The sequence below is a fragment of the Erythrobacter sp. QSSC1-22B genome (assembly GCF_001678665.1).
Classification (GTDB): domain Bacteria; phylum Pseudomonadota; class Alphaproteobacteria; order Sphingomonadales; family Sphingomonadaceae; genus Qipengyuania.
Map to the genome: position 1 here is coordinate 328,978 of NZ_LZRP01000001.1, position 12,447 is coordinate 341,424.

General features: G+C 66.1%; 13 protein-coding genes. 2 read left to right on the plus strand and 11 right to left on the minus strand.

The window, feature by feature from the left end; genetic code table 11:
- Positions 1–33: 33 nt before the first annotated feature.
- From A9995_RS01515 to A9995_RS01565, 11 genes are all read right to left on the minus strand, one after another.
- Complete coding sequence (locus tag A9995_RS01515; protein WP_067608164.1) at positions 34–489, minus strand: ABA4-like family protein; 456 nt, start codon at positions 487–489, stop codon at positions 34–36.
- 1 nt (position 490) lies between these two features.
- The gene (locus A9995_RS01520; RefSeq protein WP_067608166.1) at positions 491–1,192 is read right to left on the minus strand and encodes an NAD(P)H-binding protein; all 702 of its coding nucleotides are present in this window, start codon (positions 1,190–1,192) and stop codon (positions 491–493) included.
- Positions 1,185–2,342, minus strand: coding sequence for a deoxyguanosinetriphosphate triphosphohydrolase (locus A9995_RS01525; protein ID WP_067608169.1), 1,158 nt, complete (start codon positions 2,340–2,342; stop codon positions 1,185–1,187). Before A9995_RS01525 ends, A9995_RS01520 begins: the two co-directional genes overlap by 8 nt.
- Positions 2,343–2,447: 105 nt before the next feature.
- The gene (locus tag A9995_RS01530) at positions 2,448–3,140 is read right to left on the minus strand and encodes an aspartate/glutamate racemase family protein (RefSeq protein ID WP_067608172.1); all 693 of its coding nucleotides are present in this window, start codon (positions 3,138–3,140) and stop codon (positions 2,448–2,450) included.
- A gap of 87 nt (positions 3,141–3,227) precedes the next feature.
- Positions 3,228–4,268, minus strand: a complete 1,041-nt coding sequence (locus A9995_RS01535) for an alpha/beta fold hydrolase (protein WP_067608175.1) — start codon at positions 4,266–4,268, stop codon at positions 3,228–3,230.
- Positions 4,265–5,275 carry an SO2930 family diheme c-type cytochrome gene (locus tag A9995_RS01540; protein WP_067608178.1) on the minus strand — a complete coding sequence of 337 codons (1,011 nt, stop codon included), beginning with the start codon at positions 5,273–5,275 and terminating at the stop codon, positions 4,265–4,267. The genes A9995_RS01535 and A9995_RS01540 overlap by 4 nt, the downstream gene beginning before the upstream one ends.
- Complete coding sequence (locus A9995_RS01545) at positions 5,272–6,489, minus strand: parallel beta-helix domain-containing protein (RefSeq protein ID WP_369815791.1); 1,218 nt, start codon at positions 6,487–6,489, stop codon at positions 5,272–5,274. Before A9995_RS01545 ends, A9995_RS01540 begins: the two co-directional genes overlap by 4 nt.
- Before the next feature lie 62 nt (positions 6,490–6,551).
- Positions 6,552–6,905, minus strand: a complete 354-nt coding sequence (locus A9995_RS01550; RefSeq protein ID WP_067608181.1) for a hypothetical protein — start codon at positions 6,903–6,905, stop codon at positions 6,552–6,554.
- A gap of 5 nt (positions 6,906–6,910) precedes the next feature.
- Positions 6,911–8,416, minus strand: a complete 1,506-nt coding sequence (locus tag A9995_RS01555) for an NAD(P)(+) transhydrogenase (Re/Si-specific) subunit beta (RefSeq protein ID WP_067608184.1) — start codon at positions 8,414–8,416, stop codon at positions 6,911–6,913.
- Positions 8,416–8,700: an NAD(P) transhydrogenase subunit alpha gene (locus A9995_RS01560; RefSeq protein ID WP_047806364.1), complete on the minus strand. Its 285-nt coding sequence runs from the start codon at positions 8,698–8,700 to the stop codon at positions 8,416–8,418. Before A9995_RS01560 ends, A9995_RS01555 begins: the two co-directional genes overlap by 1 nt.
- Positions 8,701–8,746: 46 nt before the next feature.
- Positions 8,747–9,868 carry an NAD(P) transhydrogenase subunit alpha gene (locus tag A9995_RS01565; protein WP_067608187.1) on the minus strand — a complete coding sequence of 374 codons (1,122 nt, stop codon included), beginning with the start codon at positions 9,866–9,868 and terminating at the stop codon, positions 8,747–8,749.
- Between the two features lie 306 nt (positions 9,869–10,174).
- Between A9995_RS01565 and A9995_RS01570 the strand changes: the two genes are divergently transcribed.
- Positions 10,175–11,593: a sigma-54 dependent transcriptional regulator gene (locus tag A9995_RS01570; RefSeq protein ID WP_067608190.1), complete on the plus strand. Its 1,419-nt coding sequence runs from the start codon at positions 10,175–10,177 to the stop codon at positions 11,591–11,593.
- Between the two features lie 74 nt (positions 11,594–11,667).
- On the plus strand, positions 11,668–12,447 hold the full coding sequence (locus tag A9995_RS01575; RefSeq protein ID WP_067608193.1) for an SDR family NAD(P)-dependent oxidoreductase: 780 nt from the start codon (positions 11,668–11,670) through the stop codon (positions 12,445–12,447).

The window sequence follows — 12,447 nt, forward strand, 5'->3', positions numbered from 1 at the left end:
CAGCCCCGTCAGCGCCAGCTCCTCAGCGCTCCGTCAACGCCAGCGCCCCTGCGCCTTGGCCCTTTTTTCGCGGATCGCGAGCCACAGCAGCAGGCCGAGCGGCCCGGCGAGGAAGGTCGCCAGCAGGATCGGCGCCTGGACCAGCCGCGAGAACTGCTTGGCATCGCCGTCGCGCGCGATCCACAGTCCGACGAAGAGGTCGAAGGCGAGGTAGTGGATCCAGCCCACCGTCAGCCCGCCATCGCTGGCGAAGATTGCGCGGACGCCTTCGATGCTGGTGAAATCCAGCGACGGCGATTGCCCGCCGACCGGTTCGATTCCCCCCGAAACGATACCAACCAACAGCGCCGCATAAGCCAAGCACAGCAGTCCGATACCGAGATAGAGCACCGCCGCGAGCAGCGCGGGCCAGCGCGGCAGCAGGATCAGCCCCGCCCACATGACCAGGGCGAGCATATTTGCGGCGCCGAATATCGCATCCCAGGCCATGTCAGTCCTCTCCCGCTTCGGGCATCGGCAGGCCGCGCGCTTCGCGGCGCAGCGCATCGTGTTCGTGGATCAGACGCGCGCGGGTCGGCTTGCGCGCCAGAGCCAGCGCGGCGCGCGCCACCTCGCCGGCATCGATCGCGCGGTAGCGGCGGTATTTCCCGTGCAGCAACGCATTCATCAGCGGGCTGAGCGCAATGCCGAGCCGTTCGGCGGGGCGACGGTCGCCGTCTCGCTGCCCACGCAGCAGGCCAGGACGCAAGATGTCGAGCCTTTGAAAGCCGATCTTGCCCAGCTCGCGCTCGACCTCGCCCTTGACCCTGAGATAGAAGTTCTTGGCGTACGGATCGGCGCCAACCGAGCTCACCACCACCATCCGCGACACCCCCTGCGCATGCGCGCCGCGCGCGGTGGCGAGCACCAGATGCTCGTCCACGGCGCGAAACGCCGCCTCGTCCTCGCCCGCCTGCTTCCAGGTCGTCCCCAGCGCGCAGATCAGCACGCTCGGGCGCAATGCCTCGAAGACCTCGCTCCAGTTTTCAGGATCGGCGGCGAACAGTTCCATCCGCGCGCCTTTGGGCAGCGGCATTTCGCGCCGCGCGACCGCCGCAAGGCGGATATCCTCGCGCCCGACGCAGGCACGGATGACCTCGCGCCCGATCAGCCCGGTCGCCCCGACCAGCGCGACGCGAATCGCATCAGACATTGGTCAGCCCCTCGGGCGCCTTGCCGTGGAGCCTGGTGTATTCGTCGATAGCGAAGCGGTCGGTCATCCCGGCGATGAAATCGGCGATATGCCGCGCGCGCTGCGGTTCCGCCGCGGGCAGCGTTTCGCGGCGATCCTGCGGGAGCGCAGCGGGGTCGGCACGATAGGCGGCGAACAGGCTGGCGATCACCTCGCGTGCGCGCTCGGCAGTGACCTGCTGTTCGGGATGGTAATAGAGCTTGTCGTACATGAAGGCTTTCAACCGCCGCTCGTGCTGCGCCATCTCGGCAGAGAAACCCGCGAGCGACCCGTCTGCGCCACGCACCTCGGCGATGCTGTCCACGCCCTTCACCCGCCCCGCGGTTTCGGCGACAACGTCGTTGACCATCGCGCCGATCTGCTCGCGCACCAGTTCGCGCAGCTTGCGATCGTGTTCGGCATGGGGAAAGCGCCGCTCCACCCCGCGCCAGCGATCGGCGACGAAATCGAGCGTCAGCAGATCGTCGAGTTCGAGAAAGCCACTTCGCAAGCCGTCGTCGATATCGTGATTATCGTAGGCGATATCGTCCGCGACATTGGCAACCTGTGCCTCGAGCGAAGGCCATTCGCCAAGCGCCAGCGGGAAAGCGGTATCGACCTCGGCCAGCGCCCAGTTGGGGCCGGCGACCGGGCCATTGTGCTTGGCCATTCCCTCGAGCGTTTCCCAGCTGAGGTTGAGGCCATCGTGGGTACAATAGGGGCTTTCGAGCCGAGCCAGCACGCGGATGCCATGGGCGTTGTGGTCATAGCCCCCGGCTTCGACCATCGCCTCGGACAGCGCCTTTTCACCGGCATGGCCAAAGGGCGGGTGGCCGATATCGTGCGCGAGGCACAGCCCCTCGGTCAGGTCTTCTTCCAGCCCGAGCAGCCGCGCGATCACCCGGCCGATCTGCGCCACCTCGAGGCTGTGGGTCAGCCGCGTGCGATAGTAATCGCTGTCGGGCGAAATGAAGACCTGCGTCTTGGAGCGCAGTCGGCGGAAGGCCATCGAGTGGATGATCCGGTCGCGATCGCGCTGGAAAGCGCTGCGCGGCCCGCGCGTGCCGCTCTCCTGCGAGAATTCGCGGCCGCGGCTGTGCGCGGGATCGGCGGCGTAGGGGGCAAGCGTCATCGCCTGCGGCGACTATGGCAGGCGTGCCCCGCGCTCAACGGGAACAGAGTGGCAACCGGGCTGCAGCGCTGTGCACAACACGGCCGGGGGCCCATCCCGCAGTGCTCACGCTGCCATGATCCAATCCGCCGCGGCGCGGCAATGGGTGTCGGTGGTGTCGAAGACGGGCAGGACATTGGCATCGGTATCCACCACCAGCCCTAGCTCGGTGCAGGCAAGCACGATGGCATCCGCGCCGCGCTGTTCCTTGCGGGTGATGATGGTCTTCAAGGCGCGCTCGGCATCGCGGGTGACCTTGCCCAGCATCAGCTCCTTGTAGATGATCGAATCGACCATCTCGACGTCGTCTTCCTCGGGGGCGATCAGGTTCACCCCGTGTTTGACGATCCGCTGGCGAAAGAAGCTTTCGGTCATCACCGGGCGGGTGCCGATCAGCACCGCATCCTCGATCTTGGCATCGGCCAGCGCTTTACCCACCGTATCGGCGATGTGGATGATCTCGATGTCGATCGCCTCGGCAATTCGATCATAGACGCGGTGCATCGAGTTGGCAGCGATAACCAGCGCGCCCGCGCCGGCCTGTTCGAGCCGCCGGGCGCTGTCGATCAGCGTCTTGGCCGCGCGATCCCAGTCCGCTTCTTCGCGCAGGGCATAGAGCGGCGCGTATTCGAGGCTTTCGATCAACAGCGGCGCGCTGTCGACTGGACTGCGCGCCGTGTGGATATGGCGATTGATCCGATCGTAATAGGCGCGGGTCGAAACCCAGCTCATGCCTCCTATCAGTCCAAGTTTCCGCAAAACTGCCCGCCCTTCCTGATCGTATTCGACTTTACCGGGGGCACGAATATCCCACCCCCATGTTACGACGTGTGAACGGCTATGGTTTCAGCGAGTTCCGGCAAGGGCTGGCGCGCCGCTGTCCACAGCGCTCTGCGCGGTGACAGCAAGCGAACGGTCCGCCAGCCACCCGCGCAGATCCGCCACGCTGCGCTCGGGCGCCTCTTCCATCGGCAGATGGCCGATGCCGGGGTAGTGGACCAGCTGCGCATTGGGCAGCGCGTCCCTGTACCAGCCCGCCGCTGAAAAGGGGATCAGCGCATCCTCTTCGCCCCACATCACCAGCGTCGGCACGGTAACCCGAGCCACATTCTCGCGCGCGTATTCCTCGCGCGGGATGGCGAAGCGATCCAGCGTGGCGGTGCGATTGCCGGGGTAGCGGAGCAGCTCCCAATAGCGGTCGACCGCTTCCGGGGTGACGACAGCCTGGTTCGAGACGCTCTGCGACAGGCTCCGCTCGATCAGCGAGCGCGGTGTGATCGAGGCGACCAGCGCATTGATCCCCGGCAGCCGGGCGAGCGTGAAAAGGATATTGCCGCCGGCATCATCGTCACTGGCGCCTGCCGAGGCATCTTCGCTGCGGTGGTCCATCGGGACGCCGCTGGCATCGACCAGCACCAGCCCTTCGAGACGCTCGGAATGGGCCATCGCGTATCCCATCGCGATCGCCCCGCCCATCGAATTGCCCCCAAGCACGAAACGCTCGAGACCGAGCGCATCGGCGACCAGATCGACATCGGCAATAAAGGCCTCGCGCCGGTAATTGCCGTCCGCCGCCGGGCCGGTGAGGCCGTGGCCGCGCTGGTCGTAGCGGATGACGCGGTAATCTGCGCGAAGGTTCTCCACCCAGGCTTGCCAGGTATGCAGATCGGCGTTGGAACCGTGCAGCAGCACGATGACCGGCGCATCGCGCGGGCCTTCATCGCGCAAATGCACGGTAGAGCCATCGGCCAGCTCGGCGAATTGCGACGGCGGTCCGCCGTATTTCGCGCGCATTGCCTCGGGGTCGGTGTCAGGGACGCGCAGCACGAAAAACGCTACCGCGATCGCCACGATCAGCAGCGCGAGCCCGCGCCAGAACCATTTCATTTCGCCATCCCCTCGATCCAGCGTGCAACCACGCCCAGCCCGTCGCGGTCCACGGTCGCCTTGCCCAGCTCGGGCATGGCGACACCGGGTTCGGTGCTTGCCATGCGATGGACCATGATCGAGGCCTGCGGGTCACCCGGAACGATCCCGAATTCATGCCCACCCGAGCCGCGACCGGCAGCCACCGGGCGCTTGAGCACCCCGAAGGCCTGCGGATCGCGCTGCTCCCAGCGCAAATCCAGCCCACTGTTCGAGGCGGTCGCCCCGGGGCGGTGGCAATGCGCGCAATTGACGTCGAGATAGGCGCGCGCTGCGGCTTCGTCCGGGGCCCGCGCGCGGTCTTCCCAGCGTGGCAGCGTATCGGCGCCCGCGGGCACCTCGCCCACCACTGCATCGAGCCAGCGCGCATCCATATTGCGCGTCTTGGGCCCGATTGGCACCACCGCGCCATCGAGCCCGTGGCATTCCTTGCACTGGTTCTTGTTGGGGATGCGGTAGCTGATCGTCTGTCCCTCGGGAGTCACCACCTGCGTACGCCCACCCACCAGCGCCAGTTCTGCTTCGGTCTGGTCATCGTTCCAGCGATAGGGCTGCGCCTCCCATCCCCCTGCCCGGTGCAAAAGCACGCGGGTTTCGATCAGCCGTCGCTCCGCGCCCTCGCCGAAAGCAAAGGTCTTTATGAGCGCTGATCCAACCGGAAACCGCAGCAGCCCCTCGCCGTCGGCGGTCAGCCGCTGGCCTTGCGGCAAATAGACGAAGCGCAGCTTTTCCGCCCCGTCCGAATAGAGCGGTGTGTTGAGGCGGTAGGGTGTAACCCCGGCGGCGGGCAGCTGCCCCGGCGCATCGGCGAAAAACCCGTATTCGGCGAGCGTGCGCGGCAATCCGTCCATGATTGCGGCGTCGCTCACCGTCCTCACCGGTTCCGCTGCCCCTCGCTTGGGGTGCACCGCGATGCCACCACCGAGCGCCAATACGGCGGCGGCGAGGAGGATCCCGCCCGGTTTCACTTGATCCGCGCCGCCAGCTCCGCGCCCGCACCCCAGCCCTCGGTCGAAATCGCTCCGCCCGGAGCGCCGACTGCCAGCGGAGCGGGCCGCGCACCCGCCATGCCCTGGCCCTGTTCGGTAAGATTGAGCGTCCAGCCGGCGATCTCGGGATGGACCGCCAGAGGCGGAGCACCGGCTGCTCCGACCAGCCCGTCCCACATCACCGGCGGAAGCGCGCCGCCGAAGGCCACGAGCAATTGCTCGGCACCGTCGATCTGCGGATCCTTTCCGCCCTCGTCGACCTGGTTCCAAGCCACCGTAACCGCGCGCGGATAGGGATTGTACTGCGGATCGCTGAATTCGAGCGGATAGGCGATCACCATGATCGGCGCGGTCGGGTTGTCGTAGAGCAGGTTCTGCGCGATCCAGACGTTTTCGTTCGCCATCACCATGATGCCGGTCCCGCGCCGCACGCTGGCAACGATATTGCCCTCGGGCGCGAAATTGGCGGTGGTGTTGCCCGCTACGAGGTTGTTGCGCACCAGCACATTGCCTCCGCCCATCACCGGCAGGTTCGGCAGGTCGAACACCAGAATGCCCCCGGTGTTGCGGCTGACGAAATTCCGCTCGACGATCGCGTCGCGGCTGTTTTCGATCTCGATCCCGGCGACATTGTCGGTGGCGACCGAATTGCGCACCGTGATCCTGCTCGACTGGCCGACATAGATGCCCGCATCAGACGCGCCCGACACCTCGCTGCCATCGATCAATATATTTGTGCTCTCGACCGGGTAGAGCCCATAGGCGCCGTTGGTCGCCTTGGGCCCGCCGGTCCAGGTCACGCGCACCGCGTGATAGACGATGTCGTCGGCGCCCTTGGACTTGATCCCGTCGCCCTTGGGGTTCTCGACCGCGAAATCGCGCAAGGTCACCCCGTCCGAGGTGACCAGCAGTCCCTCGCCCGAGCCCTGCTGCTGGCTGAAATCGAGCACGCTGGCATGCATCCCGGCGCCGCGGATGGTCACATTGTCGACATCGAGGCTGAGCCCGTCTGCCATCGCGAAGCGCCCCGCCTCGAGCACGATCTCGTCGCCCGGTTCGGCGAGGATCAGCGCTTCCTGCAGGCGTTCCTGAGCATCCTCACCCGGCGCGACGGTGTGCGTGGCGGCCAGCACCGGCGCGGTTGAGGCCAGTGCAATCGCGGCGATCGTCGGACGGATCATCAGTCTGATCATGGCAGTATCTCCCCTATTTTTTCCGGCATAGTGCCGCAAGGGAGCCGGAATGCAAGCGCGGCCTATTCCGCGCGACCGCCGAAACCCAACGCGCAGATCGCCGCGGCGGTCGCGGTGACCTCGACGGCTTGCGGATCGTCGACCCGGCGCACCCGGGTCAGGATTTCGCCTGGCGAGAGCGGCACGGGGGTCTCGCCTTGCTGCGCGCCCAACCGTTCGAGCTTGCGCAGCTGGTTGAGCGTCAGCCGCTCAGTCATGCGAGCGGCCATGCAGCCCGCCTGCTCCTGAGGCACTCCCGCCTCGACCAGCGCAGTCTCCACGCGGCGCTCGGTCACTTCCTCGACGCCGCCGAAATAGCCCCAAAGGGCCAAGCCTACGAGCGCGATTACGACGATAATGAGAAGCGTACGGCGCATCGCAATCAGTCCATCGCCTTGACGATTTCCTCGACCATCTTCTTGGCATCGGACAACAGCATCATGGTCTGGTCCATGTAGAAGACTTCATTGTCGACCCCGGCATAGCCCACCCCGCCCATGCTGCGCTTGATGAAGAACACCTGCTTCGCCTTCTCGACATCGAACACCGGCATCCCGTAAATCGGCGATCCCTTGTCGGTCTTGGCGGCGGGGTTCACCACATCGTTGGCCCCGATGATGAAAGCGACATCGGCCTGCGCGAATTCGGAATTGATATCCTCGAGCTCGAACACCTCGTCATAGGGGACGTTCGCCTCGGCCAGCAGCACGTTCATGTGGCCGGGCATCCGCCCCGCGACCGGGTGGATGGCGTATTTGACCTCGACGCCCTTCTCCTTGAGCATCTCGCCCATCTCGCGCAGCGCGTGCTGCGCCTGCGCCACCGCCATGCCGTAGCCGGGAATGATGATGACCTTCTCCGCCTGCTCGAGCATGAAGGCGGCATCCGCGGCGCTGCCCTGCTTGTAGGGCCGCTGCTCGCGCGGTTCGCCACCGCCCGCTGCCGCATCGCTGGCGCCAAAGCCGCCCGCGATCACCGAGAGGAAACTGCGGTTCATCGCGCGACACATGATGTAGCTGAGGATCGCGCCCGACGAGCCGACCAGCGCGCCGGTGACGATCATCGCGGTGTTGCCCAGCGTGAACCCCATCGCCGCCGCCGCCCAACCCGAATAGCTGTTGAGCATCGAAACCACGACCGGCATGTCCGCCCCGCCGATGGGGACGATCAGCAGGAAGCCGATCACGAAGGCGGCGGCGATCACCGCCCAGAACAGCCAGCCCTCGCCCGGCCCCGCGCTTGGCGCCATCGCATAGGCCGCGGTCCCGGCGACGATCGCCGCCAGCGTCCCGAGATTGATGACATGACGTCCGGGCAGCAGGATCGGCGATCCGCTCATCCGGCCCGAAAGCTTGGCGAAGGCGATCACCGAACCCGAGAAGGTGATTGCACCGATGGCGGCGCCCAGCATCATCTCGACGCGGCTGACCGCGGAGATGTTACCGCTCGCCTCGAGAATGCCGAATGCATCCGGGTTCAGGAAAGCCGCCGCCGCGACAAGTACAGCCGCCAGACCGACGAGGCTGTGAAACGCTGCGACCAGTTCGGGCATCGCGGTCATGGCGATCCGGCGCGCGATGAAAAAACCGATCGCCCCGCCGATGGCAATCGCAATGGCGATCTCGACGATATTGGCGACCTCATGCGTCACCAGGGTCGTTACCACCGCAATCAGCATGCCCGCCATGCCAAAGCGGTTACCGGTGCGACTGGTGGCAGGGTTGGAGAGCCCGCGCAGTGCGAGGATGAAGAAGACCCCCGCCACGAGATAGGCGAGCCCGACCCATGGGTTCACCGGCTCGCCAGTGGCGGCGTGCGCGGGGGCCGCAGCGAGAAGCGCAAGGGCGGCAAAACCCAAACCCGTCCGAGTGGGGAGGAAGGAGCCCATCACTTCTTCTCCTTTTTCTTGTACATCGCCAGCATCCGTTCGGTGACCGCAAAGCCGCCGAAGATGTTGACGCTCGCCAGCACCACGCCCGCCAGTCCGAGCCATTTCGCCGCCGGGCTACCCGCCTCGGCCGCGGCGATCAGCGCGCCGACGATGATCACCGAGGAAATCGCATTGGTCACCGCCATCAGCGGCGTGTGCAGCGCGGGCGTAACCGACCAGACGACGTAATAGCCGACGAAGCAGGCCAGCACGAAGATCGACAGGATTGAAATGAAGTCCATTAGTTTTCCTCTGCGGAACAGGGATGCGGAGGACCCTCGCCTGGCATCATTCCAACAACCTCGCGTTCACCAGTTTGCCACCCTGCGTCAGCCGGACCGCGTCGCCGATCTCCTCGTCGAGCACGGGCCGACCCTGCTCGGTATCCCAGAAAGCGGAGAGAAAATTGTAGAGGTTGCGTGCGAACAGCGCGCTGGCGTCGGCGGCAAGATGCGTGGCGGTGTTGGCAAAGCCGATCAGCTTGACGCCGTGCTTCACCACCACCTCATCCGCCACCGAGCCTTCGACATTGCCGCCCTGCGCGACCGCGAGGTCGAAGATCACGCTGCCGGGCTTCATGCTAGCGATCTGCGCGTCCGAAACCAGCCGCGGCGCGGCGCGGCCGGGGATGAGCGCGGTGGTGATGACGATGTCCTGCTTGGCGATATGGCTCGACACCAGCTCGGCCTGCGCCGCTTGGTATTCTTCGCTCATCTCGGTGGCATAGCCGCCCGAACCCTCGCCCTCGATTCCGGCAACATTCTCGACGAAAATCGGCTTGGCGCCCAGCGACTGGATCTGTTCCTTCGTGGCCGAGCGCACATCGGTCGCCGAGACCTGCGCGCCCAGCCGCTTGGCGGTGGCGATCGCCTGCAGGCCGGCCACGCCCACGCCCATTACGAAGACCCTTGCTGCCTGCACCGTGCCCGCCGCGGTCATCATCATCGGGAAGGCCCGGCCATAGACGTCGGCGCTGGCGATCACCGCCTTGTAGCCGGCAAGGTTGGACTGGCTCGAGAGCACATCCATGCTCTGCGCGCGGGTGATGCGCGGCATGAATTCCATCGCCAGCGCCTCGAACCCGCCATTGGCGTAGGCTTCGACTCGCTCGCGCGCGCCGAACGGATCAAATGTCGCCGCCACCCACGCGCCTGGCTGCGCGCCAGCCAGCGCGAGCGGATCGGGTGCCTGGACGCCGAGCACGATCTGCGCACCCGCGACCGCCAGCGGCCCGGCTGTGACCTCGCCGCCGGCATCGCGATAAGCCTCGTCTGGAATGGAAGCGCCGGCTCCGGCGCCTTCCTCGATGGCGACGGTTGCGCCCAGGGCGATGAATTTCTTCACCGTCTCGGGTGTTGCGGCGACGCGGCATTCGCCAGCCGCGCGTTCCTTCAGGACCGCGATGCGCACTAGGCCGCGATCAACCCGCGATCAGAATGACGACGACGAGCACCAGGAAGCAAATCAACGGAACCGACCATTTGAGGCTCCCTATGAAGCGATCATAAGTGTTGTTGGCTGATTTCATGTCGTGCGGCGAAGCCATGTATTACCCCGGCTGGAATGTTTGCGTTGTCCGCTGCTCTATCGTGACCGGCCCATCCGCTCAAGCCCCGCCCGCGTCGCATCACCCTTAATCCGCTTTTTACCCATTTCCCCTAAGCCGCCTGCACCGTCGGGAATTTCCGGCGCGCATGGAACGAGGCGGAAACGGTTATGGCGGAGAGCGAAACGCGTCTCCTGATGCTGATCGACGATGAGCCGGCGCAATGCCGTCTCGTCACCGCTCTCGCCGCGCGCGAGGGCTGGCGCACGCTGGTAGCCGGTTCGTCCGAAGAAGCGCTCGATCTGCTCGCAACGCCCGCATGCAATGATTTGGGGGCGATCCTGCTCGACCAGTGGGTGCCGGGAGAGGATGCCTGCGATCTGATCCGGGCACTCAAGTCGAGCCGCCCCACGGTTCCGGTGCTGATGATCACCGCCAGCGCCTCGCCGCTGCTCGCAGTCGAGGCGATGCGGGCAGGGGCCACCGACTATCTGATCAAGCCGATCGCCCCCGAACGGTTGCTGGCCACGCTGCGCAGCGCCACCCGCGCCGAAGCGCCCAAGGCCGAATTGCAGCCGCTGGCCGAGAAGATGCCCGCGACACTGGATTTCGACGCCATGGTCGGCAGCGCAGCGCCGTTCCGCACCGCTCTCGCCAAGGCAGCCACCGCGGCACGCGGGCATTGCCATGTCATCGTCGAAGGCGAGACCGGGACGGGCAAGGAAATGCTCATGCGGGCGATGCACAATTCGAGCCCGCGCGCCAAGGCGGCGATGCGGATGATCTCGATCGGTGCCACCTCTGCCGGCTCGATCGAATCGCTGCTGTTCGGCCATGAACAGGGCGCTTTTCCCGGAGCTTTCGACCAGCAGGTCGGCGCACTGCAGCAATGCGACGGCGGCACGCTCTTGCTCGACGAGATCGACCGGCTCGAACCTGCATTGCAGGCCCGGCTGGCAGAAGTGCTGGCCACCGGCGTGGTGCGCCCAACTGGCGCCAGCCACGGCTTCAAGATCGACCTGCGGATCATGGCGGCAAGCGATCTGCCGCTGGCGGCGCTGGTCGAGGCCGGAGAATTCGATGCTGAACTCTACAAGCGCCTCAACGGGACACTCGTCGAACTGCCACCACTGCGCGAGCGTGCGGGCGACATCCCGGCGCTGACCCGCTATTTTCTCAGCCTGATCGGCGAACAGCCGGGTCTGCGCCACCATTCGATCGCCGACAGCGGGCTCAACCTGCTCGAAGTCTACGACTGGCCGGGCAATGTTCGCCAGTTGCAGGCGGTGCTGTTCCGCGCCGCCGTGTTCTGCGACGGCGAATCGCTGACCGCGGAGAGCTTCCCCCAGCTCTCCGAACTGCTCGGCGCGATGGATGATCGCGCCGAAAGCCGCCAGCGCGGGCTGGCGGTCATGCTCTACACCAATGACGGCAATCTGCGCGCGCTCGAGGAAATCGAGGCCGATGTCATCCGGCTGGCGATCGGGCATTATCGCGGGCGGATGACCGAAGTCGCCCGCCGCCTTGGGATCGGCCGCTCGACGCTCTATCGCAAGCTGGGCGATCTCGGGATCGACAACGCCGCCTGATCCTGCCGCCTGATCCGGGGGACCGGATCGACAGTTCCGCGCCGCTTGGCTAATCTTGGCTCGGAGGTGCGGCAATGCCAGAATTGAACGACAAACTCTGCGTCGTCACCGGTGCCGCCAGCGGGATCGGCAGGGCGATCTGCGCCGCTTTCGTCGCTGAGGGCGCGCGGGTCATCCTCACCGATATCGATGCGGTCGCCGGGCAAGCCGCTGCCGACACAATCGGCTGCGAATTCCTCGAACTCGATGTCCGCCGGGAAGCGGATTGGGAGGCGCTGGCCGAGCATGCGCCGCAGATCGACACGATGGTCAACAATGCGGGAGTGACCGGTTTCGAATTCTCGCCCGGGCCGCACGATCCCGAACACACCTCGCTGGCCGACTGGCGCGCAGTGCAGGCGGTCAATTGCGACGGGACTTTCCTGGGTTGCCGCTATGCCCTGCGCGCGATGAAGGCGCGCGGCGAGGGCTCGATCATCAACATCTCGTCGCGCTCCGGCCTCGTCGGCATTCCCGGTGCCGCCGCCTATGCGGCGTCCAAGGCGGCGATCCGCAACCACAGCAAATCGGTCGCGCTCTATGCGGCCCAGCAGGGCTGGCGGATCCGCTGCAACTCGATCCACCCGGCGGCGATCCTGACCCCGATCTGGGAGCCGATGCTGGGTGACGGACCCGATCGCGAGGCACGTATGGCGGCGCTGGTCGCCGATACGCCGCTCAAAAGGTTCGGCACGGTCGAGGAAGTCGCCGCGTTGGCTGTGTTTCTTGCGAGCAGCAAGAGCGCCTACATGACCGGGACCGAGCTCACGCTCGATGGCGGGCTGCTCGCCGGTTCGGCGGCGTCTCCCGGCTAG